The following is a 23,427-nucleotide window of genomic DNA, read 5'->3' as shown; positions in this document are numbered from 1 at the left end:
ACAGCAACCACCAGCACCAGAAAGAAGAAGCACCCCCATGGCAACGGCGCCCAGCGTCTCGTACTCGATGACGGTCCGGCTGGAGGTTCCCGCGAGCGGGACCTCGGTCAGTGAGCTGACCACGGCCGTGGAATCCTCGGGCGGTTCGGTGACGGGCCTCGACGTGACCGCTTCCGGTCACGAGAAGCTGCGGATCGACGTCACGATGGCGACGACCTCGACCGAGCACGCCGACGAGATCGTCGAGAAGCTCCGCGGCATCGAAGGCGTCGTCCTGGGCAAGGTCTCCGACCGTACGTTCCTGATGCACCTCGGCGGCAAGATCGAGATGGCGTCCAAGCACCCCATCCGCAACCGCGACGACCTCTCCATGATCTACACCCCCGGCGTCGCCCGCGTGTGCATGGCCATCGCCGAGAACCCCGAGGACGCCCGCCGCCTGACCATCAAGCGCAACAGCGTCGCCGTGGTCACCGACGGCTCCGCGGTGCTGGGCCTGGGCAACATCGGCCCCAAGGCCGCGCTGCCGGTGATGGAGGGCAAGGCCGCGCTCTTCAAACGCTTCGCGGGCATCGACGCCTGGCCGATCTGCCTGGACACCCAGGACTCCGACGCCATCGTCGAGATCGTCAAGGCCATCGCCCCCGGCTTCGCCGGCATCAACCTCGAGGACATCTCCGCCCCCCGCTGCTTCGAGATCGAAGCCCGCCTGCGCGAAGCCCTCGACATCCCCGTCTTCCACGACGACCAGCACGGCACCGCCATCGTCGTCCTCGCCGCCCTCACCAACGCCCTGCGCGTGGTCGGCAAGGCCATCGGCGACGTACGCGTCGTCATGTCCGGCGCAGGCGCCGCCGGAACGGCCATCCTCAAGCTCCTGATCGCCGCCGGCGTCAAGCACGCCGTCGTCGCCGACATCCACGGCGTCGTCCACGCCGCACGCCCCGACCTCGTCGACGCCGGCCCCGAAACCGCCCTGCGCTGGATCGCCGACAACACCAACCCCGAAGGCATCACCGGCACCCTCAAGGAAGCCGTGCGCGGCGCCGACGTCTTCATCGGCGTCTCCGCCCCCAACGTCCTGGGCGGTGACGACGTCGCCGCCATGGCCGACAACGCCATCGTCTTCGCGCTCGCCAACCCCGACCCCGAGGTCGAACCCGGCATCGCCCGCAAGACCGCCGCCGTCGTCGCCACCGGCCGCTCCGACTTCCCCAACCAGATCAACAACGTCCTGGTCTTCCCCGGCGTCTTCCGCGGACTCCTCGACGCCCAGTCCCGCACGGTCAACACCGACATGATGCTCGCCGCCGCCCGCGCCCTCGCCGACGTCGTCGCCGAGGACGAACTCAACGCGAACTACATCATCCCCAGCGTCTTCAACCCGAAGGCCACGGAATCCGTCGCCGCAGCCGTCAAGCGCGCGGCCCTGACGCTCCGCCAGGGCGAGTAGCGGCGCGTCCCACATGAAACGAGCGGCCTCCCGGCCGGCATTCCGCCGGCCGGGAGGCCGCTCGTTCGGCAAGTGGGCTGCCCGGCGCCGCCGGTCAGCGGACGGGCTCCGCCTCCCCGTCCGCCTGCGCGCGAGCGAACTGCGTGCGGTACAGCTCCTCGTAGCGTCCGCCCGCGGCCAGCAGCTCGCCGTGGGTGCCGCGTTCGACGACCCGGCCGTCCTCGACGACGAGGATGAGGTCGGCCGCCCGCACGGTGGACAGCCGGTGGGCGATCACCACGGCGGTACGGCCCTCCAGGGCCTCGGCCAGCGCCTCCTGGACGGCGGCCTCGGAGGTGGAGTCGAGGTGGGCGGTCGCCTCGTCGAGGATGACGACGCGCTGGCGGGCCAGCAGCAGGCGGGCGATGGTCAGCCGCTGCCGCTCGCCGCCGGAGAGGCGGTAGCCGCGCTCGCCGACGACCGTGTCCAGGCCGTCGGGCAGGGAGGCCACGAGCCCTTCGAGCCGGGCCCGCCGCAGCGCGTCCCAGACCTCCTCCTCGGTGGCCTCCGGCCGGGCGAGGAGCAGGTTGGCGCGGACGGTGTCGTGGAAGAGGTGGCCGTCCTGGGTGACCATGCCGAGCGTCTCGCGGACGGACTCGGCGCTCAGGTCGCGGACGTCGACGCCGCCGAGGCGTACGGATCCGGCGTCGGTGTCGTAGAGCCGGGGCAGCAGCTGGGCGATGGTCGACTTCCCCGCGCCGGAGGAGCCGACCAGGGCCACCATCCGGCCCGGCTCGGCGCGGAAGGAGATGCCGTGCAGGACCTCGGTGCCGCCGCGGGTGTCCAGGCCGGCGACGTCCTCCAGGGAGGCGAGGGAGACCTTGTCTGCGGCCGGGTAGCCGAACCGGACGTCGTCGAACTCGACCGAGACCGGCCCGTCCGGCACCCGCCGGGCGTCCGGCTTCTCGGCGATCAGCGGCTTGAGGTCGAGGATCTCGAAGACGCGCTCGAAGCTGACGAGGGCGCTCATCACCTCGACGCGGGCACCGGCGAGGGCGGTCAGCGGGGCGTAGAGGCGGGTGAGGAGCAGGGCGAGCGCGACGACGGCCCCCGGCTCCAGCCGGCCGTGCAGCGCGTAGAAGCCGCCGAGTCCGTAGACCAGGGCCAGTGCCAGGGCGGAGACGAGCGTGAGGGCGGTGATGAACGCCGACTGGGCCATGGCGGTGCGTACGCCGATGTCACGCACCGCGCGGGCACGGGAGGCGAACTCGGCCGACTCCTCCGCGGGCCGCCCGAACAGCTTGACGAGGGTGGCGCCGGGCGCGGAGAACCGCTCGGTCATCTGGTTGCTCATGGCGGCGTTGTGGTGGGCGGCCTCGCGCTGCAGCCCGGCCATGCGCGAGCCCATCCTCCGGGCGGGCAGGACGAACACGGGCAGCAGGACGAGGGCGAGCAGCGTGATCTGCCAGGAGATGCTGAGCATCACGCCGAGCGTCAGGAGCAGGGTGACGGTGTTGGAGACGACGCCGGAGAGGGTGTTGCTGAAGGCGCGCTGGGCGCCGATGACGTCGTTGTTGAGCCGGCTGACCAGGGCGCCGGTGCGGGTACGGGTGAAGAAGGCGACCGGCATCCGCTGGACGTGGTCGAAGACGGCGGTCCGCAGGTCGAGGATCAGCCCCTCGCCGAGGGTGGCGGAGAGCCAGCGCGTGAGCAGCCCCAGGCCCGCCTCGGCGACGGCGATCACGGCGATGAGGAGCGCGAGCCGGGTGACGGTGCCGGAGTCGCCGCCCTTGACGATGGCGCCGACCACCCGCCCGGCCAGGATCGGCGTGGCCACGGCCAGCAGCGCCATGGCCACGCTCAGGAACAGGAACTGCCCGATTCTCCTGCGGTGCGGCCGCGCGAAGCCGCCGATGCGGCGCAGCGTGGCCCGGGAGAAGGGCCCCCGGGCGTCCTTGGCGTTCATCGCGCTGTGCAGCGAGTTCCAGGCGGTGATTTCCATGCTCATGGGGGGGCTCCTCGGTGTCGTCGTATGCCTGACACGCTAGAACCTCAACCAAACTTGATATCAAGCGCCGCGTGACGCCCCGGCGTGCGGCGCCCCGCTCCCGCCTCGGAAGGCGCTCCCCGGGAAGCCCCCTTCAGGCCCGTCCCTCACGCCTCCTCACGCCTCCTTACGCCCCTCCCGCCGGCTCCTTCCCGTGCCACACCGTCGTCACGTTGCAGAACTCCTTGATGCCGTGGCCCGACAGCTCGCGGCCGTAGCCCGAGCGCTTGACGCCGCCGAAGGGCAGGGCGGGGTGGGAGGCCGTCATGCCGTTGAAGAAGACGCCGCCCGCCTCGATGTCGCGGGCGAAGCGCTCCTGTTCCGCCTCGTCCCTTGTCCAGACGTTCGAACTCAGGCCGAAGGGGGTGTCGTTGGCCAGGTCGACGGCCTCGTCGACGTCCGCCACGCGGTAGACGGTCGCCACCGGGCCGAAGGCCTCCTCGCGGTGGATGCGCATGTCGGGGGTGATGCCGGTGAGGACCGTCGGCTCGTAGAACCAGCCCTTCGGGTGTTCCTTGGGCCGCCCGCCCCCGCACAGGGCCGTCGCGCCGCGCCGTACCGCGTCGTCCACGAGCTCCTCGAGGTCGGCGCGGCCCTGCTCGCTGGCCAGGGGGCCGACGTCGGTGGTCTCCTCCATGGGGTCGCCGACGGTCAGCGCGGCCATCCGGGCGGCGAAGCGTTCGAGGAAGGCGTCGTGGACATCGGCGTGGACGATGAAGCGCTTGGCGGCGATGCACGACTGGCCGTTGTTCTGGACGCGGGCCGTGACGGCGGTCCGCACGGCGCGGTCGAGGTCGGCCGACGGCATCACGACATACGGGTCGCTGCCGCCCAGTTCGAGGACGGTCTTCTTCACCTCGTCACCGGCGATCGACGCGACCGAGCGCCCGGCGGGCTCGCTGCCGGTGAGCGTCGCCGCGGCGACCCTGGGGTCGCGCAGGATGCCCTCGACGGCGCGGGAGCCCACGAGCAGGGTCTGGAAGCAGCCCTCGGGAAAGCCCGCGCGGCGGAAGAGGTCGCCGAGGTAGAGCGCGGTCTGCGGCACGTTCGAGGCGTGCTTGAGCAGGCCCACGTTGCCGGCCATGAGGGCGGGGGCGGCGAAGCGGATCACCTGCCACAGCGGGAAGTTCCACGGCATGACGGCGAGGACCACGCCCAGCGGGCGGTAGCGGACGCGGGCGAGCGAGGCCCCGGAGTCGTCGACCTCGGGCTGCGGCGGACGCTCGTCCGCCAGCAGTTCCTCCGCGTTCCCGGCGTACCAGCGCATGGCCTTCACACACTTCGCCGCCTCCGCGCGGGCCGCGGCGAGCGGCTTGCCCATCTCGGTGGTCATGGTGCGGGCGACGGCGTCCCGGTCCTGCTCCAGGAGGTCCGCGGCCCGGTTCAGCAGGCGGGCCCGCTCGGCCGGGTCCGAGGTGCGGTAGCCGCGGAACGCCGAAGCGGCCGTGGCCAGGCACTGCTCGATCTCCTCGGCTCCCATCTCCTCGAACGTCCTGAGCGTCTCGCCGTTCGCGGGGTTCACCGTTGCGATGGGCATGGGTGCCCTCCTCAAGCTCGATGCCTCGACCACTGTGCGCCTCGACGGGGACGTGCCCGGGGGCGCACCCAGGGGCGTACGTACCCCGGGGGCGTGCCCCCTCCGTCCTGTACCACGCCGGGCGCGGGTCAATCCGGCGGCGGGAACCGTTTGACCCATCCGGTGAGGACCCGCTCGGCGGTACGGACCTCACCGCCGCCCTACGGCTCTCACCCCGTCCTACGCGCCTTCACCCCGCCCTACGGCTCTCACCCCGTCCTACGCCCTCACCCGCCCTGTGCCCTCACCCCGTCCTGCGCTCCCCCGCATCGTCCGCGACCCGCTGCTGACCGGGCAGCATCCGCATCGCCTCCTGCGCCCCGGCACCCGCCCCGCTCTCCGCCCCTGCGCCCCCGGCCGCCGGGTACGGGCACGGCAGCGCACGGCAGCGGTACATCCAGGCCACGGCGCAGCCGGAGGCCAGCCCGAACGCCAGGCACGACACCCACGGCAGCCAGGCCCGCCCGGTCCGTTCGCCGACGTCCATCACCCAGCCGATCACGGCGTTCCCGCCGGCCGCCGTCGCCCCGGAGAGCACGTAGAACAGGCCGAAGTACGTCCCCGTCAGCCGCTCGCGGCCGAACCGCGGGATCAGCCCCAGCACCGGCGGATAGGCGACCATCCCGCCGAAGTACAGCAGCAGCGAGGCCGAGATCATGACCAGGAGCCGCGGCACCACGTCGCCCGCGCCCTCCGGCGGCGCCGCGTCGCACACCAGCAGCGGCGGGACGAAGCCGAGCCCTATGACGGCGATCCCGGCCCCCACCCAGCGCATGCCGCCGCCGCGCTGCTCCAGGCTCCGGGTGATCCGGAACTGGAACAGCAGGTTGGCGACCGCCCCGGCGCTCAGCAGCAACGCTTCCGCCCCGCCCCAGCCCGACGCCTGCTGCGCACCGTCCGGCAGCAGCATGTAGAGCTGGTTCTCCATGATGAACATGCCGGTGGTGGCGAAGGCGAAGCACAGGAACCGGCGGTTGCCGAGCACCTCGCGCAACTCCCGCAGGATGGGATCGTGCTCCGCGTCGACCTCGCGCGCCGGGAGCACGAACGCCTGAGCGACCGTCAGTACCGCGAACAGCCCGGCCGCCGTGAGGGCGCAGATCCGGAAGTCGGTCAGGTAGAGCACGCTGCCCGCGAGCAGCCCGACGAGCGAGCCGATGGTCGCGAAGACGTTGAGCAGGGCGAATGCCTCGGCCTTCCGCTCGCCCGACTCGTGCGAGACGTAGGAGCGCACGGCAGGGTAGAAGAGCGCGGCGGCGAGACCGCTGATGCCGGAGGCGGCGAGCAGCAGGGGCAGGGAGTTGCCGAAGGAGAAGAGCGTGAAGCCCACGGTCCGCAGCGCGCACCCGGCGATGATGACCACGCGCGGCCCGAGCCGGTCGGCCGCGGTGCCGCCGATGATGTACATGCCCTGCTGGCTGAGGTTGCGCACTCCGAGGACCAGTCCGACGACGGCCGCCGACATTCCGAGATCATGCCCGATATAGGTCGCCAGAAAGGGAATCAGCAGATAGAAACCGGCGTCGATGCCGCACTGGTTGATGAATAGCAATCGCAATGCGAGAGGGCACTCGCGGACCGCCCGAAGAGTTCTCATGTGCGTCCCTGCAGTCAGCCCGAGCGAGGGGACATCATGGGTTCCGGCCCCGGTCGCAGGCCGGTACGCCCCAGCGAATGGCTTGTCAGCCCGGGTTCCCACGCACGGGAGCAGACGCACTCGGTGACTTGGCGGAGCGGCCGATCATATGCTTGGGTCGACTTGTGCCCGGCAGCTCCCCGGCCGCGCTCGGAAGGGTACTCAGCGATACGTTAGCAAAGCCGACCTGTTATCAACAGGGTGAGATTCCGGGCGGTGGCAGCGCCCGGAGCACACCGGCACAAGGAAATTGCGCCCGGCTCTTCCTTCGAGAGCTGGAACTCTCGTGCCCCGTTATTCCGTTCACGGGACGGACGGCCTCGGCGAGCACGCGACGGCATACTGGCCGAACCCGTGCCACCGCGCCGGCACTCCTTCCGCCGGCCCCCGGATCCCCGGGTCCCGGCCCGCCACTCCCCCGGGGCAACCGGCATTCCCCCGCACGGGTGAAAACCGCGACTGAATTCCCGTAAACAGAACACGGATTCTCCGCCGAATCCATTCTTCAGACCACAGCCCGCCCGAAGATGCCGAAAGACCCACGTGCCGCGGGCAACTTCGCGACGATGTCCGTATGAACGACCGGAACTTCTTGGAGCGCACCAAGCAGTTCGCGCTCTACCTGGCCGAGCTCCAGACGAGCCTCGACCCGGAGTCCTACGCACTGCTGCTGCGGATTCTGAAGGGCTTCAACGAGGCGATCGTGCACCGGGAGCGCGGGGTCGACATTCCCTTCTCCCCACGCGAAAAAGAGTTGTTCACACCCGAGTTCGGCCGGGTCCTCACCAGGCTCGCCGGATTCCTCGGGCCGCACGGCATGCACGTCGTCGTCGGCACCCACGGCACCTCCGCGGACTCCGGACCGCCGGGCGGCGCGGGCTCCGGCGACCACGACCGGCGCGAGGTCGACGCCATCGCCCGGGCGAGTGGCATGCACCCGTAACGGGCCGGTGCATCGTCTACAGTCTCGTCCGCCGTCCGCAGGGCCGCGGGCGGCGGGGCCACCGCCCCGAACCCGATCATGGGAGGCCACGCCCTCGTGCCCGCTTCGCCCGCCGCCGACCTGACCACCGGTCTGGCGGTCAACCTCCTCGACGCCTCCTCCCTGCTGACCGCCTTCGGCGCCCTCGGCATCGCCGTGGTGATGTTCGCCGAGACCGGCCTGCTGATCGGCTTCTTCCTCCCCGGGGACTCCCTGCTCTTCACCGCCGGACTGCTCGCCCGCAGCGGGGCCCACTCCGGACCGCACCTGGACCTCATCCAGGTGCTGGCCGCATCCGTGGCCGGCGCCCTCGCCGGCGCCCAGGTCGGCTACGTCCTCGGACGGCGCGGCGGCCGGGCGCTGCTGACCCGCTCCCGCAGCCGCAAGCTGCACGAGGGCGCCGAGCGGGCCGAGGAACTGCTCGCCCGCTACGGGCACGCGCGCGCCATCGTCCTCGCCCGCTTCGTCCCCGTCGTGCGCACCGTCCTCAACCCCCTCGCCGGGGCCCTGGGCGTCGCGCCCCGCACCTTCGCCCTCTGGCAGGTGACCGGCGGCCTGGTGTGGACCGTGGGCCTCGTCCTCGCGGGCTACGGGCTGGGCTCGGTCGTGCCCGACATCGACCGCTACCTGCTGCCCGTCGTCGGCGCGGTCGTCGCGCTGTCGCTGCTGCCCGTCGCCCTCGAACTGCTGCGCAGCCGCGGGCGGCGCCGGGCCGTCACGCCGGAGACCAGCCCTGCTCCCGCACCCAGCGCCCGGCAAGAGCCGTGAACGCCCGCGCCGCGGCGCTCCGGTAGCCCGCCTCCCGGCACAGCAGCGTGACCGTGCGCGCCGGAAGCGGCGGCGCGACCGGCACGGGGTGCAGCCGCCACGGCCCGCGGGTGATGGCCTCGGGCAGCACGGTCGCCAGCGCGCTCCTGCCGACGATCTCGGCGAGCGCGTTGATCGAGTTCGCTTCGACGGCGATGCGCGGCGTGACGCCGTGCTCGGCGAGGAAGGCGTCGATGTGCCCCCGGGTCGCAAAGTCGCGGCTGAGCAGGGCCAGCGGATGGTCACCGAGCCCGGCCACCGGCAACGGCTCGCTCCGGCCGGCGCAGGGGTGATCCGGGCCGACGACGAGGCCGAGCGTCTCGGTGAACAGGTCGGTGCCGGCGACCCCCGGCAGATGCGCCCCGCTGAACGCGATGCCCAGGTCCAGCTCGTCGGCCAGGAGAGCCGCTTCGATCCGGTCCTGCGCCATCTCGCGGAGGTCCAGCGCGATCCCCGCGTGCCGGGCGTGGAACTCCGCCACGAGCGGCCCGATCAGATACGCGGTGAACGTCGGCGTCACGGCCAGCCGCAGGCTTCCGCGCGAGAGGTCCTGCACGTCCAGCACCGCGCGCTCGCCCGCCGCGAGGTCCTGCAGGGCGTGGCGGGCGTACCGGGTGTACGCCTCGCCCGCGTCGGTGAGGCGCACGGTGCGCCCGGACCGGTCGAGCAGCTGGACCCTCAGGGACCGCTCCAGCTGCTTGATCTGCTGCGACAGCGTCGGCTGCGAGACGTGCAGGGCCTCCGCGGCGCGGGTGAAGTTCGCGTGCTCGGCGACGGCCAGCAGGTACCGGAGGTGGCGCAGTTCCATGCGGGCAACTATAGACAGCACCGATGGCGACTACGGATCACGCGGGAATCCATCTATCGGTGCTGCTCGGCCGAGCACGGGTGCCGCGGTCAGCCCTCCCCGATCCCCGCGAACCAAGTGGCCCCGGCCTCCGCCGCGTGCTTGATGCGCCGCACCGCGAACTCCTGCATCGGCGGCAGGGCGTCCGGCTCGAACCAGCCCACCTCCAGGGACTCGTCGTCGTTGACGCACGCCTCGCCGTCCACCGCCCGGCACAGGAAACAGGTGTCCATGAACTGACAGACATCGCCGTTGGGGTAGGTGACGGGATCGAGCGCCTCCACGACCAGCACGCGCTCCGCCACGCAGTGGACGGCCGTCTCCTCGTACACCTCGCGCACGATGGCCGCAGCGGGCTGCTCGCCGGGATCGGGAATGCCGCCGATGATCGCCCACTGCCCGTTGTCCGAGCGGCGGCCGAGCAGCACACGGCCCTCGGCGTCGAGGACCACGGCGCTCACGCCGGGGATCCAGAGGAGCTGATGGCCCGCGGTCGTGCGCAGGTCCCGGATGAAGTCGGGGGTGGGCATACGCAGGAGCCTAGTGGGCCGCGGGGGTCTGCCGTTCACCCAGGTGGCGGTAGGGACGGCGGAAAAACCCCAGGTCAGGCCGGAGCCTTGCGCCCAGGGGCGAGCCGCAGGGCCTGACGGATCACCCGTACGGCGGACTCTGCGTCGTCGACCGTGACCGTGAACGTCCGCCCATCGCCCAGGCGCAGCACGAACCCCTCGCCGCGCCGCACCACGACGGCCGTGCCCTTCTCCGGGCGCCAGCGATAGCCCCAGCCGCCCCACTGCCGCGGCGTGACACGGGGGGCGAAGTCGGCATCGACCACATGGGCGAGCAGGATGCGGGTGCGCGGCACTCCGATGTGCCCGCAGCGCACCTCCAGCGCTTCCTTGTCGACCCGTACGGCCACATGGACGAACGCCAGCGTGCCGTAGAGCATCAGCAGCCCCGCCGCGACGCAGCCGACGACCGCCATGACGAGAGGGGCCAGACCCGAGCTCCATGCGCTGTCGACGGCCAGCTCGACGCCGAGCGCCAGGCAGGCTGCGCCGGCCGCGGCGAGCAGCCACTGGACGCGGTTCGTCGCACGACCGGTCCAGACGGCGAGGTCCTCGGCGTCGTCGGCCGGGGAAGGGGGTCCGGCCGCGTCCGTCTTCTCGTCGCCCTCGTGGCCCTGCGGGCCCGTGGAATGGTCCCTCATACCACGCAGCCTACTCACCTTCCGCCACCACGGCAGGGGTGATGCGCGGACCGCACCGGATCGGGTGGTCAGGGACGCACGGCGGCGGCCTCGAGGAGGGAGCGTCCCTCGGGGTAGGTCAGGGAGGCCGCCTCCATGGCGCCCTCACGGCCGCCGAGCAGCACCGTCAGGCGCCCCGACGGCTCGGCGTCGGGGGCGGGAGCGGCCCCGATCCGGCGCAGCGCCTGGGCCGCGACGGCCTCCGCCGACCCGTACAGCGTCAGGTGCGGCACCGCCGGCGACAGCCGGGACTCGACGGCCGCGCGGATACGCTCCGCGACGAGCTCGTAATGGGTGCAGCCCAGGACGACGCCTCTTACATTGCGGGGCGTGAGCGCAGCCGCCGCGGCGATCGCCGCGTCCGCGGCCGCCAGGTCGGCGTGCTGGACGGCGTCCGCCAGGCCCGGGCAGGGCACCTCCGTGACCTCGACGCCGGCCGCGAAGTCCCGGATCAGGCCGCGCTGGTACGGGCTGCCGGTGGTGGCCGGGGTGGCCCAGATCGCCACGGGGCCGCCGGCCGCCGCAGCGGGCTTGATCGCGGGCACGGTGCCGATGACCGGCAGCTCCGGCTCCAGCTCCGCCCTTATCGCCGCCAGCGCGTACACCGAGGCGGTGTTGCAGGCGACGATCAGCGCGTCGGGGCCCTGGGCGGCCGCGGCCCGGGCACAGCCCAGGGCGCGCGCGATGATGTCCTCGGTCGTACGGGGTCCCCACGGCATGCTGGCGGGGTCGGAGGACAGGACCAGATCGGCATCGGGCCGCAGCCGGTGCACAGTGGCGGCCGCCGCCAGCAGCCCGTTGCCGGAGTCCATGAGCGCGATCTTCACCCGATCACTTTAATCGATGGCCGGAGGCGGACGGCCCGCCGGGCGCCACACCCGGCCACGAACGGCCGGTCCGCCCGGGCCGGGTTCGCTCCGTTTCCCGGAACGAAAGCCTCGTGTGCGGCAGACTTCAGCGGATGAGCGCGCTGACTTGGATCACTGTGGGTTCCCTGGCCGCGTGGGTGTGGCTGCTGCTGGGCCAGGGCTTCTTCTGGCGGACGGACGTCAGGCTGCCCGGGCGCACACCGCCCGCGCAATGGCCGTCGGTCGCGATCGTGGTGCCCGCCCGGGACGAGGCCGAAGTCCTCCCCTCCAGCCTCCCCTCCCTGCTCGCCCAGGACTACCCGGGCCGGGCCGAGGTCTTCCTGGTGGACGACGGCAGCTCCGACGGCACCGGCGACCTGGCCCGGGCCCTGGCGGCGGAGCACGGCGGTCTGCCGCTGACCGTGGACTCCCCGGGGGAGCCCGGGCCGGGCTGGACGGGGAAGCTGTGGGCGGTGCGGCACGGCATGGCGCTCGCCCGCGCCCGCACCGACGCCGAGTACCTGCTGCTCACCGACGCCGACATCGCCCACGCCCCGGACAGCCTGCGCGAGCTCGTCTCGGCGGCCCGGTCGGGCGGCCTGGACCTCGTCTCGCAGATGGCCCGGCTACGCGTGGCGACCGTCTGGGAGCGGCTGATCGTGCCGGCCTTCGTCTACTTCTTCGCACAGCTGTACCCGTTCCGGTGGATCAACCGGCCGGGCGCGCGGACGACCGCGGCCGCCGGCGGCTGCGTCCTCCTGCGCCGCGAGGCGGCCGAGCGGGCCGGCGTCCCCGACAGCATCCGCCAGGCCGTGATCGACGACGTGACGCTCGCGCGGGCCGTACGGCGCACGGGCGGCCGGATCTGGCTGGGCCTCGCGGACCGCGTGGACAGCGTGCGCCCGTACCCGCGCCTGGGGCAGCTGTGGCGGATGGTCTCCCGCAGCGCGTACGCACAGCTGCGCCACAATCTCCTGCTGCTGGCCGGGACGGTCGCCGGACTGGCCGTGGTCTACCTGGCGCCGCCGGTGGCCGTCGTGGCGGGCGCCCTGACCGGCGAGACCCTCCTGCCGGCGGCAGGGGCCGCCGCCTGGGCGGTGATGGCCGGCACCTACGTGCCGATGCTCCGCTACTACCGGCAGCCCCTCGTGCTGGCGCCCCTGCTGCCGTTCACCGCCCTGCTCTACCTGCTGATGACCGTGGACTCCGCGGTCCAGCACTACCGGGGCCGGGGCGCGGCCTGGAAGGGGCGGACGTACGCCCGCCCCGAGGCCACGCCCTGAGCGCCCCCGCCGGTCACTTGCGGCCCGGCGTCCAGTTCATGCCCCAGCCGTACGCGTGGTCGAGCGTGCGCTGCGGGCTGACTCCGCGGTCCGGCACCAGGTAGCGGGCCTCGCGCTGGACGACGAGGTCCCCGTTGTTGTTGGTGATGAGGGCCAGCGCGCAGACGTTGGAGAGCACGGTGCACTCGTCGAGCGAGAAGTCGACGGGGGCGCCGTGCTGCGGCTGCAGCGTGACCGTGGCGTGGAGCCCGGCGAAGCTCCGGGCGCCCTCGTAGATCGTCACGAAGACGAGGATGCGCCGGAAGTCGGCGATGTGGTCGAGGTTGACGGTGAGGTTCTCACCGGCCTCGACCGCGCCCGTGCGGTCGTCGCCGTCGAGCTGGATGAACGGCGGGCTGTGCAGCGACCCGAAGGAGTTGCCCAGCGCCTGCACCACGCCCTTGGAGCCGTCGCGCAGCTCGAAGAGGCACCCGAGGTCCAGGTCCAGGTCCGAGTGCATGGCCATCGCCTTGCCGAACTTGTGGGCCCACCCCTTGAACTGCTTCTGCACGCCCCAGTTGAGGTTGACGCGCAGCGAACCGGACGTGCCGCCCTGCTTGGTGAGCGAGACCGTCGGCGATTCCTTGGTGAGCGTGACCTTCGTCAGGCGCACCGGCTGGGGCGCGGGCGGCGCCACGGGCGGGGGCGGCGGGGCGACCGGCTGCACGGGCGGCGCCGCGGGCGCCTGGACGGGCGGCGCCGGTATGGCGGCCGCGACGGAGTGCGAGGCGGGGGCGGGCGCCGGGGCCGGTACGGCGGCCGCCTGGGGCTCGTCGACGGTGATGCCGAAGTCGGTCGCCAGGCCCTGCAGGCCGCTGCTGTAGCCCTGGCCCACCGCCCGGAACTTCCACTCGCCCTGGCGCCGGTAGAGCTCGCCCAGGACGAAGGCCGTCTCGACCGTGGCGTCGGTGCTGTCGAACCGCGCGAGCTCCGTACCGGCGGAGGCGTCCATGACGCGGATGTGCAGGCCGGGCACCTGCCCGAAGGCCCCGCCGTCGGCCGAGGCGGCGAGCACCACGGTCTCGACGGCGGGCTCGACCGCGGCGAGGTCCACGGTGAGACTGTCGGTCGTCACACCGGCTCCCGCCGGCTTCTTGCCCTCGTGACGGACCGCGCCCGAGGGGTGCACCGCCTGGTTGTAGAAGACGAGGTCCGCGTCCGAGCGGACTCTGCCGCCCACGAGCAGCAGGGCGGAGGCGTCGACGTCCGGCACCCCGGGAGCCGCGTGCCACCCCAGCTCGACCCGCACCGCCGGCGCCGGAACCCGGACATTGGCACCTTTCATCATCCCCATGCTGCACCCCTGTATATGGACGGCCTCTTGCTTGCAGGGACAACGTACCGTGACGGCCGTTTGTCCCTGCTTGCCGTGGATCAGGAGGGTTGGGGTGCAGGTGCGTGGGTGGCCGGCGGGGGTTTCGGCCCGGTGGCCGGTGGGCGATGCGTGGGCGCGTCGGGTTTGGCGGCGGTCGGGGGGACGGGCTTGGCGGCGGTCGGCGCCACGGGCCTGGCCGCGGTGGGTGCGACGGGCTTGGCGGCCGTGGGGGCTACGGGCCTGGCTGCGGTCGGGGTCACCGGCTTGGCGGCGGTCGGTGTCACCGGCTTTGCCGCCGTGGGCGTCACAGGGCGCACGGCGGTAGGCGTCACGGGGCGCACAGCCGTGGGCGTCACCGGTTTCACCGCAGTGGGCGTCACCGGGCGGGCAGCCGTGGGCGTCACCGGCTTGGCCGCCGTCGGTGTCACGGGCTTGGGCGAGGCCGGCACGACCGGCCTGGTGGCGGTCGGCGTCACCGGCTTGGACGTCGTGGGCGGTACGACCGCCCTCGACGGGGTGGTGACCGGAGGCTTGGTCCGCGAGGGCGTCGGCCGACCCGTTCCGGGTACCGCGCTGCCCGGCTTGCGCGACTGCGACGAACCGCCCGTGCCGGACCCGGCACTTGCCCCCGAGGGCGACCCGCTGCCCGGGACTCCCTGCGCCGAGGAACCGCCCGACGGATCCCCGGACCCGGCGCCGGACGAACCCGGGCCGGACGAGCCCGCGCCGGGCGAACCCGCACCGGGCGAACCGGCCGCCGGGGACGAGGACTTGCCCTGACCGCCGGACGGCACCGAGGTCCCGCCCGTGCCCGGAGTGGGGCGCGTCTTCGGCGGATCCCACCGGAAGGGCTTGCTGTCCTTGCTCCCGTCACTGCCGACGCTGCGGTCGAAGGCCTTTTCGCCCTGGAACGGGTCGACCAGCGGCAGTTGCTTCACCGGGCCCTGTTCCTTGGTGCGGGCCTTGATGACGGTGACCTCCGTGGTGGAGAACGACTTCCAGCGGGTGCCCGAGTACGACGCCTCCTTCACGTCCACCGCGCGGTCCGGCTCCTCCAGCGGATTGCCGCAGTTGCACTTGACGGCGGGCGCGGTGTAGTCGTCCACGAGGACGAGCACGCCCTTCTGCAGCACCGACAGGTATTCGGCCGCCTCGCCGTCCCGGAAGTCGTGGTTCTTGACGAGCGTGTCGAACTCCAGGTAGGTCTCGGTGAGTTTGTTGATGTACTCGCCGATGCTGCCCTCGTCGATCTTCTTCACCGCCGCCCAGGCCCGGGCCTTGTCGGGGTCCTCGGTGATCTGCTTGATCAGCGAGGCCTTGTCGCACCGCGTGGTGCCCTGGACCCCGCCGAACGCGCCCCGCGCGTCGCCCTGCCACTCGCCCCCGCCGGGGGAGGCGGAGACGACGTTCCGCAGGTCGGTGTCCGGGTGTTCGGTGAACGGGAAGGCTCCGGCTTCCCCCACTGCTTCCAGGACCAGTTTGACCGCTTTGTTCTTCCCCGATGAACCGCACCCGGCGAGACTCGCGCCGCCTATCAACACGGGCACGGTGAAGAGGGCGACGGCCTGGATCCGGCGGCGCCGTGACAGCGCACGCCGGGTCCGGGGCCGGGCGGATTCCCGCCGCCTCTCCCGGAACGGATCGGACACCAGCTGCATGTGTATACCCCCCGAAAGCCGGTTGTTCCTTGTTGTTTGTTCCTTGCCGTTTGTTCTTTCTCGTCAGTTGTTCTTTCTCGTCAGCGTGTTGCGCACTTCGTGACCCAGCCCCCGTTGCACGTACCGGGCGGGTTCTTCGTGGGTTCGGTGGTGGGATAGGTCGTCGCAGGGTCCGTCGCGTGGCCCGACGGGCTGGGGTGCGGCGAGGGCGTCCCCGGTTCGCCGGACTCACCGGTACCGCCCGAGCCGTCGGGCGTAGGGGAGTTGTCCGGAGGGCGCGCGGTCCCCGTGGTCCCGCCGCCCGGCTGATGTCCGTCGTCCTGATTCCCCGGCCCGCCGGCGGCAAGGACCCCGGCCACGGTGCCGCCCACGATGAGGAGCAGCGCCAGCAGCGGGCCAAGGTAAACGGGCCAGCCGCGACGCGGGGTGCCGGGGCCGGGGGCCGGGGCCGGGCCGGGGGCTGAGGCAGGCGCCGGGTTCGGGGCCAGGTTCGGAACCGGGTTCGGGGCGGGGTTCGGGGCGGGGTTCGGAACGGGAGTCGGCGTCGGGAAAGGGGCGTGCGCCAGTCCTGGTGCGGGCACCGGATATCCGTAGGCCGGGCTCCTGACTGCACCACCGGGCGTGCCGGACGGCATCCCGGCGGGCGCGCCGGATGGGGTCCCGGAAGGTGTGCCGGACGGCGTCCCGACAGGTGGGCCGGGCGACCTCCCTCCGGGTGCGGCCGACGGCGTCCCCGCGCGTGCGCCCGACGGCGCCGGCCCCCCGTGCGGGCGGGCTCCGGAGCCGTACGCGTAGCCCGAGCCGTAGGTGGTCCTGGGGTCGGTGGGCGGAGGAGGCTGCGGGGTGGGCGTGGCGCGCGCAGTGGGTACGTATCCGGCGGGCTCCGGGCCCGCCAGGTCGGGCTGCGTGAGCGTCCGGCCGGAGGCGACGGCGTCCAGCAGGCGCTGTGCCTCGGTCGATCCCATGCGGGTCTGCGGGTCCTTGCGGAGGAGCCCTTCGAGGAGCGGGATGAGGGGCCCGGCGCGCCGCGGTGTGGGCAGTTCGTCCTGGACGACGGCGTGCAGGGTGCTGAGCGCCGACGTACGGCGGAAGGGCGAGACTCCCTCGACCGCCGCGTACAGCGTGGCGCCCAGCGACCACAGGTCCGACGGGGTGCCGGGCCGCTGTCCCAGGGCGCGCTCGGGCGCCAGGTAGTCGGGCGAGCCGACGAGGTCGCCGGTGCGGGTGAGGGTGCCGGAGCCCTCCACGAGGGCGATGCCGAAGTCGGTCAGCACGACCCGTCCGCTGGGCTCCAGCAGGACGTTGGCCGGTTTGACGTCACGGTGCAGGACGCCGGAGGAGTGCGCGCTGCGCAGGGCCTGCAGCACCATCGAGCCGACCTTGGCTGCCTCCTTGGGCGTGAGCACGCCCTCGTGCTGCAGGATCTCGGCGAGCGACCGGCCGCGGACGAGCTCCATGACGATCCACGGGCGGCCCTCCTGCTCGACCACGTCGTGGACGGTGATCACGTTGGGGTGGCTGACGCGGGCGGCTGCGCGGGCCTCCTGCTTCAGGCGTGCGTAGAGGACGCGGACGTCGTGCTCGCGCAGGTGCTCCGGGGCCCGGACCTCCTTGGCGGCGACCTCCCGGTCGAGGAGCTCGTCGACGGCGCGCCAGACCACGCCCATGCCGCCGCTGCCCAGTTGGTCGATGAGCCGGTACCGCCCGGCCAGTAAGCGATGTCGCTGCTGCTCGCCGTCCACGCCGTGCGCCCCCCTCCCCGTACGCACGGCACCCCCAGCCGTGCGCGTTTCGGGCCACACTGGCTGGGACGGGGCAGCCCCGTCCGGCGTTCCCGGTTCCGCGGCCGCCGGAAGCGGGGTGTACGGCGCATCGGTGCGGGCTCAGGCGTGCGTATCCGGAGTGCGGCTCACCGTGCGCCCCAGGCGGGCGGCGGTACGGGCGAAGGCGACCGCGTCGTGGACGGCCGCTCCCCCGGGGTCGTTGTTGAAGTAGGCGTAGACGTGGGCCCGGTCGGGCCAGGTGTCGGCGATGCGCCCGGCCCAGCTCGCGAGCGCCGCCCGGCCGTAGCGCGGCCAGGGCCGGGCTCGCCCGCTGTGGAAGCGCACGTATCCCCAGGGGGCCGTCCGCCACAGCGGGGTGATGGGCCGGGAACCGTGGTCGGCCCAGCACAGTGCGGCGCCGTGGCCCCGCAGCACGGCGCGGACCTCGTCGGTCCACCAGGAGTCGTGGCGGGGCTCGACGGCCACGCGGACGCCGTCGGGGAAGCAGCCCAGCGCGGTGTCCAGGAGGCCGGGGTCGGCGCGCAGGGTGGGCGGCAGCTGGAGCAGGACGGGGCCGAGCCGGTCGCCGAGCGCGGCGGCGTGCCGCATCAGCCGCCCGACCGGCTCCTGTGGGTCGCGGAGGCGTTTGATGTGGGTCAGGTAGCGGCTGGCCTTGACCGCCATGACGAAGTCCGCGGGGGTGCGGTCGTGCCAGTCGCCGAAGGTCCCGGGCGGCGGCAGCCGGTAGAAGGCGTTGTTGTTCTCGACGGTGGCGAACCGACTCGCGTACTCCTCCAGCCACAGCCGCTGCGGGCAGCCGTCCGGGTAGAGGACGCCGCGCCAGTCCTTGTACTGCCAGCCCGAGGTGCCGACGTGGAGGGGCATGGGTGATCCCTGCCCCGGGTCCCCGGGCGCCTCACGGGCGGGCCGCGAGGAACGCCGGATCGGCGGTGTGGCGGATCGGCGGTGCGCCGGCCGGCCGGGGCCGGTGGCTGCGGTTGACTGGGGGCATGGACGAGGCTGCCTGCATCTTCTGTGCGATCGCCGGAGGCGGGACGGCCGCCCACCGGGTCTTCGAGGACGGGACGGCGGTCGCCTTCCTGGACTCGAGGCCGCTCTTCCCCGGTCACGTGCTGGTGGTGCCCCGGCGGCACGCCGAGACGCTCACCGACCTCTCCGCGGACGAGGTGGGGCCGTTCTTCGCCCGGGTGCAGCGGATCGCAGGGGCCGTGGAGCGCGGGACGGGTGCCGCCGGGTCGTTCGTCGCCGCGAACAACCGGGTGAGCCAGTCGGTGCCCCACTTCCACGTGCACGTCGTGCCGCGCAACCGCAAGGACGGCCTGCGCGGCTTCTTCTGGCCCCGGGGGCGCTACGCGTCGGACGAGGAGGCGGCGGAGGTGGCGGCGCGCGTGCGGGAGGCGCTGGAGGCCGGCTGAGCCGCCCGCCCCGGCGTGGACTATCGGCGGGAATCTGACCATATTGGATGTATGGCTTCCCTCGTTCTCCGGAGCCCCGGGAGAAGAGGTGGATCATGAGATTCCGCGATCGCGTGGACGCCGGCCGCCGCCTGGCCGAGCAGCTGGGCCACCTGCGCGCCGAGAACCCCGTCGTCCTGGGCCTGCCGCGCGGCGGCGTGCCCGTGGCCTACGAGGTCGCGCAGGCGCTCGGAGCCCCGATGGACGTGGTGCTCGTGCGCAAGCTCGGGGTGCCCTTCCACGAGGAGCTGGGCTTCGGCGCCATCGGCGAGGGCGGCGTGCGGGTCGTCCACAGCGACATCGTCCGGATGGGCCGCGTGGACGAGGACGACCTGGCCGAGATACAGCAGCGCGAGGAGGCGAACCTGGTCCGCCAGGCCCAGCGGTTCCGCGGCGGCCGCCCGCGCATCCCCCTGCAGGGCCGCACGGCGATCGTGGTCGACGACGGCATCGCCACGGGCGCCACGGCGTCGGCCGCCTGCCGGGTGGTCCGGGCCCAGGACGCCGCCCGCGTGGTGCTCGCCGAGCCGGTGGCGCCGCCGGACGCGGCGGAGGCGCTCCGCGCGGAGGTGGACGAGCTGGTCTGCCTCAGCACTCCGACCGTCTTCTTCGCGGTCGGCGAGTGGTACCAGGACTTCTCCCAGACCCCGGACGAGGAAGTGATCGACCTGCTGGAGCGCAACAGGGCGGCAGTGACGGACCCGGGAGGTGTGTGATGACCACGGAGAAGATCGTCGAAAGCCCCATCGACATGGAGTTCCGCGAGGCCGGCGCGCTGACGCAGGCGGCGGTACGGCTGCACATGCACGACGGCACGGACTTCACTGCGGTCGGGAGGAGCAACCGCAACCCCGCCGACCCCTCCCAGCAGCGCGTCGGCGAGGAGGTCGCGGCGGCACGCGCGCTGCGCGACCTGTCCGAGCAACTGCTGGACAAGGCGGGGGTGGACATCGAGGAGACCACGCACACCCCGACGCGCCTGAGCCACTGATCAGCGCCGTTGCCGTTACGGGTTGCGCTCGGCGAAACCGTAGGCGTGCGGCAGCAGTTCGCGCACCGGCACCGCGCGCAAGGCGTCGGTGTCGTCACCTGTGCCCGTTCCCGTCCTGACGATGACCTCGATCCCCGGGAAGTAGTCGAAGAGGACCTGGCGGCAGCGGCCGCACGGCGGCATGACGCCCCGGTTGTCGCTGCCGACGGCGACGACGGTGGTGAGGTCGTAGGAGCCCGCGGCCGCGGCCGCCCCGACGGCCACGAGCTCGGCGCACGGGCCGCCGGTGAAGTGGTAGACGTTGAGGCCCGTGGCGATGCGGCCGTCCCGGTTGCGGACGGCCGCCGCCATGGTGTGCACGTCGCCCTTGGCGCGGGTGGCGGCGAGCTCCGCCGCCACCGCGATCAGCTCGTGATCAAGATCAGGTGTCACAGGGCGAGAGGCTACCGCCGACCGACGCGCCGGACGCCGACGCCGCGGTCGGATGTCGGCGCCGCGGTCAGATGTCGATGCCGTCGGCCACCCGGGAGGACGGGACGCAGAGCATCCCGTCGAAGGCGTCGGACACCTGCGTGTGCATGTACGCGCTCTGTATCCGGGTCCGGTCGGGCATGCCGTCGCCCCGGGGTGCCGAGCGCAGCCCCGCGAGACCGATGGCGCCGGCCGGAACGGCACCGGCGAAGGCGGCCTCGATGCTTCCCGGCTCGGGCGCCTCCAGCTCCGTGTCGTCGACGGTGAAGCCGAACCGGGCACCCTCCTCCAGCCGCATCTCCGCCGTGCGGCCGCCGACGCACGACACCCCCAGGGCGAAGTAGTCGTCACCGAGGGCGCGGTGGAGGAACTGGCCCATGGGCAGGGCCGTCGGGTATCCGTCGAAGGCGACGGGCTCCTTCTGGAGGTGGCCGTTGTGGGCCATCAGCACGACGCGGGCGTCCGGCTCGGCGCGTTCCAGGTGCCACAGGACGGACCCGGCCATGTAGATCTCGCGGGACGAGGTGTCGGCCGGGAGCCCGGTGCCGGCGAAGAGGGCGGCCATCGCCCGGATGGTGTAGTCCGCCTGGGAGGCGGCCTCCAGGCGCCGGAGGGCGACCTCGTAGGCGTACCGCCCGGTGCGGGCGACCTGCAGGGGCTCGGTGGCGCGGAAGCGGACGAGGAGGCGGGCGAGGGCGGCCGTGAGGGCGTCCTGCTCGGTGGCGTCCAGGCGAGCCCACGCGGGCGCCGCGGCGGCGCCCGACTCGCCGGCGAACCGCCCGGCGATGCCGATGGCCGTCTCCGCCAGCGGCAGCGACTCGGGGTCGGCCTCGAGGAGGTGGTCGGCGACCGGGTGCAGCGCGGGCAGCAGCGAGCCGCCCGCGGCCGGGATGTCGATGCCGGCGAAGCGTACGGGCCGGGCCGCCGTGCGGTTGTGCAGGCGCAGCGAGTGCAGGGGTTCCTGCATGCCCATGGGGAGCGCCGCTCCGGTGAGCCGTTCGAGGTCGTCGTCCGGGCCGGCGCCCCCGACCCAGGTGTCGAGGGCGAAGGCTTCGCTGAATCCGTACTCGAAGGCGAGGACGGTGAAGCCGCAGCGCTCGACGAGGAAGCGCAGGAGGCGCCGGCGCACGAGGGCGAATTCGTGGATGAAGTGCGAGTTCTCGCCGACGCCGACGACGCGGGCGTCACCGATGAGGTCCCGCAGCGGCTCCAGGTCATCGAGCGGGGCGTCGGGGTCGAGGGTGGTCAGGGTGGTCAGGGTGGTGGCGTGTTCGCGCAGCCAGCGGGTGAACGGGGCGCGGTCGGCGGACGACTGACGGTCCGAAGGCTGAGAGCGCTGAGAAGGCTGAGGCTGGGGCTGAGAAGGCATGCTGAAGGCTCGTCTCTCGGTGGAGTGGTGTGCAGATACAGATCACCGATGCGGGAGCGCGCCGCAGGGGCGGCTCCCGGAGAGAGCGTCAGCGGAAGAGAGTGCCCGGAACCATGATCCAACCCTAACGGTCGCGACGGACGGCGGGCAAAGGGATTTCGCGGGCGTCCGTAGAGCGGCCGACGGCTAGGCCGCCGTTTCCGGTTCCCCGGCCGGGAGGCCGTCCGTGGCCGGGAGGTCGTCCATCGCCGGGAGGTCGTCCATCGCCGGGAGGCTGTCCATGAAAGAGCTCACCGAGAAGACGGCCCGCCCCGGTCCGGGCGGCCCGTACCCGGGCGGCGAGGCCAGGCCGTACTCCTCCAGCGTCGCCCGGTACACCTCCAGCAGCCGCACGTGGTACTCCAGCGGCGCGCCCTCCGGGTTCAGCTTGCCCAGGGGCGTGGTCGGTTCGGGGCACCAAGTGGTGAACCGGGGGACGATGCCATGGGACATGAAGAACCGCAGCCCCTCCGCGGTCGACGCGATCGCCTCGTCGACGGTGGCGAATCCGTCCGGGGTCGCCATCTCCACGCCCGCGACGAAGTTGGGGATGACGTTGCGGGCACCGAAGACGTCGGCGGAGTCGAGGATCCGCCGGTGCCACTCGGCGCGGCCCACGTAGCGCTCCTTGCCCGGGCAGTAGAGCTGGAACAGCCGCTCGTCCCACACCTCGAAGTTGGGGTGGTAGATGCGGATGCCGTAGTCGTGGAAGCGCTGCACGTCAGCCTTGGGCAGGGCCTGCGCGACGACCTTGCCGATCCAGCGGCCAGGGAAGCGCTCCTCGATGGCCTGGGCGTAGCGGCCGTAGAAGTCGGCCTCGGTGTGCCCGGCGACCTTGGAGGTGATGGCCCCGCCGGTCAGGGTGTACGCCTGGGAGGCCCGCGCGGTGTCGTACCGGTCGATGATCTCCAGCGCCTCCAGCACCTCCTCGACCGGCTTGACGCCGGTGTAGGGGCGGCCGGCGGCCTTGTGCTGGCGCCAGTTGTGGTTGATGTCGCAGTACTGGCACTCCTCCTTGGCGCCGAAGTACTGGCAGACGCGGAAGACGGTCAGGTAGACGAGGTAGCCCCACTGGATGGTCGGGGCGACCTCCATCACGGACTTCCCGTTGGGGAGGGTCTCGCGGTAGTAGTCGGGCATGGGCGGCAGGCCCACGTCCGAGATCCGCCGCCCGTCGAGGTAGAGGCCCAGCGTGCCGTCCGGCCCGGCCTGCACGCGGTAGGGCGAGGCGGGGTTGACACGCACGGAGACGACCGTGCGGCGCAGCTCGTAGGGGCCGCCCGTCAGCACGATCTCCTCGGGCGGGCGGCGCAGGGCCGCGGCGCCGAGCTCGGGAAGGGTGCGGTGGTCGAAGGAGAAGATGAAGTACGACTTGGGCTTGATCCCGCCGGTCGCTTCGTTGGTGGTGTCGCTGAGGGCGGAGTCGTCGAAGGCCATGCCTCCGCGCAGCAGGTCCTCTTTGATCACGGCTTCCCGCGGGATGTGCGGGAAGCGCTCCATCAGGCTCTCGATCAGGTGGGTACGGCCGGTCATCTCGGTGCTCCCCCTCCGTGCGTCCGCTCTTCGCGGCGTCCGCTTCTGCGTGGCCCGCTTGCTTACT

General features: G+C 72.7%; 20 protein-coding genes and 1 pseudogene. 7 read left to right on the top strand and 14 right to left on the bottom strand.

Translation table 11 applies throughout. The features are described from left to right. Positions 1-37: 37 nt before the first annotated feature. Complete coding sequence (locus tag AS857_RS11435) at positions 38-1,453, top strand: NAD-dependent malic enzyme (protein ID WP_058043001.1); 1,416 nt, start codon at positions 38-40, stop codon at positions 1,451-1,453. A 94-nt stretch (positions 1,454-1,547) separates the two neighbouring features. Here AS857_RS11435 and AS857_RS11430 read toward each other — a convergent pair whose 3' ends face one another. From AS857_RS11430 to AS857_RS11420, 3 genes are all read right to left on the bottom strand, one after another. Continuing rightward, positions 1,548-3,440, bottom strand: a complete 1,893-nt coding sequence (locus AS857_RS11430) for an ABC transporter ATP-binding protein (protein WP_058043000.1) — start codon at positions 3,438-3,440, stop codon at positions 1,548-1,550. Positions 3,441-3,606: 166 nt separating this feature from the next. After that, on the bottom strand, positions 3,607-5,016 hold the full coding sequence (locus tag AS857_RS11425) for an NADP-dependent succinic semialdehyde dehydrogenase (RefSeq protein ID WP_058042999.1): 1,410 nt from the start codon (positions 5,014-5,016) through the stop codon (positions 3,607-3,609). A 283-nt stretch (positions 5,017-5,299) separates the two neighbouring features. After that, positions 5,300-6,652, bottom strand: coding sequence for an MFS transporter (locus AS857_RS11420; RefSeq protein WP_079110248.1), 1,353 nt, complete (start codon positions 6,650-6,652; stop codon positions 5,300-5,302). Between the two features lie 613 nt (positions 6,653-7,265). Between AS857_RS11420 and AS857_RS11415 the strand changes: the two genes are divergently transcribed. After that, the gene (locus AS857_RS11415) at positions 7,266-7,634 is read left to right on the top strand and encodes a hypothetical protein (RefSeq protein ID WP_058042998.1); all 369 of its coding nucleotides are present in this window, start codon (positions 7,266-7,268) and stop codon (positions 7,632-7,634) included. Positions 7,635-7,712: 78 nt separating this feature from the next. Then, on the top strand, positions 7,713-8,441 hold the full coding sequence (locus tag AS857_RS11410) for a DedA family protein (RefSeq protein ID WP_058042997.1): 729 nt from the start codon (positions 7,713-7,715) through the stop codon (positions 8,439-8,441). Here the strand turns inward: AS857_RS11410 and cynR are convergent. The 4 genes from cynR to AS857_RS11390 form a co-directional block, all read right to left on the bottom strand. Further along, on the bottom strand, positions 8,389-9,288 hold the full coding sequence (cynR, locus tag AS857_RS11405) for a transcriptional regulator CynR (protein WP_058042996.1): 900 nt from the start codon (positions 9,286-9,288) through the stop codon (positions 8,389-8,391). The genes AS857_RS11410 and cynR overlap by 53 nt on opposite strands. A gap of 89 nt (positions 9,289-9,377) precedes the next feature. Beyond that, positions 9,378-9,857: an NUDIX hydrolase gene (locus AS857_RS11400; protein ID WP_058042995.1), complete on the bottom strand. Its 480-nt coding sequence runs from the start codon at positions 9,855-9,857 to the stop codon at positions 9,378-9,380. Between the two features lie 74 nt (positions 9,858-9,931). Continuing rightward, positions 9,932-10,537 carry a hypothetical protein gene (locus AS857_RS11395; RefSeq protein ID WP_058042994.1) on the bottom strand — a complete coding sequence of 202 codons (606 nt, stop codon included), beginning with the start codon at positions 10,535-10,537 and terminating at the stop codon, positions 9,932-9,934. 68 nt (positions 10,538-10,605) lie between these two features. Continuing rightward, on the bottom strand, positions 10,606-11,403 hold the full coding sequence (locus AS857_RS11390; protein WP_058042993.1) for a glutamate racemase: 798 nt from the start codon (positions 11,401-11,403) through the stop codon (positions 10,606-10,608). A 134-nt stretch (positions 11,404-11,537) separates the two neighbouring features. Between AS857_RS11390 and AS857_RS11385 the strand changes: the two genes are divergently transcribed. After that, positions 11,538-12,707, top strand: a complete 1,170-nt coding sequence (locus AS857_RS11385; RefSeq protein WP_058042992.1) for a glycosyltransferase — start codon at positions 11,538-11,540, stop codon at positions 12,705-12,707. A gap of 13 nt (positions 12,708-12,720) precedes the next feature. Here AS857_RS11385 and AS857_RS11380 read toward each other — a convergent pair whose 3' ends face one another. The 4 genes from AS857_RS11380 to AS857_RS11365 form a co-directional block, all read right to left on the bottom strand. Continuing rightward, positions 12,721-14,040 (bottom strand): TerD family protein, encoded by a 1,320-nt coding sequence (locus AS857_RS11380; RefSeq protein WP_058042991.1) that lies wholly within the window; start codon positions 14,038-14,040, stop codon positions 12,721-12,723. A gap of 80 nt (positions 14,041-14,120) precedes the next feature. Beyond that, positions 14,121-15,524 carry a DUF6777 domain-containing protein gene (locus AS857_RS11375; protein ID WP_144440780.1) on the bottom strand — a complete coding sequence of 468 codons (1,404 nt, stop codon included), beginning with the start codon at positions 15,522-15,524 and terminating at the stop codon, positions 14,121-14,123. Between the two features lie 275 nt (positions 15,525-15,799). Beyond that, the gene (locus AS857_RS41245; RefSeq protein ID WP_058042989.1) at positions 15,800-17,461 is read right to left on the bottom strand and encodes a serine/threonine-protein kinase; all 1,662 of its coding nucleotides are present in this window, start codon (positions 17,459-17,461) and stop codon (positions 15,800-15,802) included. A gap of 141 nt (positions 17,462-17,602) precedes the next feature. Then, complete coding sequence (locus AS857_RS11365) at positions 17,603-18,367, bottom strand: DUF72 domain-containing protein (RefSeq protein WP_058042988.1); 765 nt, start codon at positions 18,365-18,367, stop codon at positions 17,603-17,605. Positions 18,368-18,492: 125 nt separating this feature from the next. On the opposite strand from AS857_RS11365, the gene AS857_RS11360 reads away from it, so the two are divergent. The 3 genes and pseudogenes from AS857_RS11360 (at position 18,493) to AS857_RS11350 (ending at position 19,948) form a co-directional block, all read left to right on the top strand. Continuing rightward, the gene (locus AS857_RS11360; protein WP_058042987.1) at positions 18,493-18,918 is read left to right on the top strand and encodes an HIT family protein; all 426 of its coding nucleotides are present in this window, start codon (positions 18,493-18,495) and stop codon (positions 18,916-18,918) included. A 95-nt stretch (positions 18,919-19,013) separates the two neighbouring features. Beyond that, a pseudogene (locus AS857_RS11355) lies at positions 19,014-19,646 on the top strand (phosphoribosyltransferase); the annotation flags it as partial. Between the two features lie 26 nt (positions 19,647-19,672). After that, positions 19,673-19,948, top strand: a complete 276-nt coding sequence (locus tag AS857_RS11350) for a DUF1876 domain-containing protein (protein WP_058042985.1) — start codon at positions 19,673-19,675, stop codon at positions 19,946-19,948. A gap of 15 nt (positions 19,949-19,963) precedes the next feature. Here AS857_RS11350 and AS857_RS11345 read toward each other — a convergent pair whose 3' ends face one another. From AS857_RS11345 to AS857_RS11335, 3 genes are all read right to left on the bottom strand, one after another. Continuing rightward, positions 19,964-20,380 (bottom strand): cytidine/deoxycytidylate deaminase family protein, encoded by a 417-nt coding sequence (locus tag AS857_RS11345; protein ID WP_058042984.1) that lies wholly within the window; start codon positions 20,378-20,380, stop codon positions 19,964-19,966. A gap of 67 nt (positions 20,381-20,447) precedes the next feature. Beyond that, positions 20,448-21,788: an erythromycin esterase family protein gene (locus AS857_RS11340; protein WP_079110246.1), complete on the bottom strand. Its 1,341-nt coding sequence runs from the start codon at positions 21,786-21,788 to the stop codon at positions 20,448-20,450. Between the two features lie 186 nt (positions 21,789-21,974). Beyond that, positions 21,975-23,360: a radical SAM protein gene (locus AS857_RS11335; protein WP_058042983.1), complete on the bottom strand. Its 1,386-nt coding sequence runs from the start codon at positions 23,358-23,360 to the stop codon at positions 21,975-21,977. Positions 23,361-23,427 lie beyond the last annotated feature (67 nt).

This window comes from Streptomyces roseifaciens, assembly GCF_001445655.1.
Taxonomy (GTDB): domain Bacteria; phylum Actinomycetota; class Actinomycetes; order Streptomycetales; family Streptomycetaceae; genus Streptomyces; species Streptomyces aureoversilis.
The sequence above is the reverse complement of the archived record's forward strand: the minus strand, read 5'-3'. Positions and strand labels throughout refer to the sequence as shown.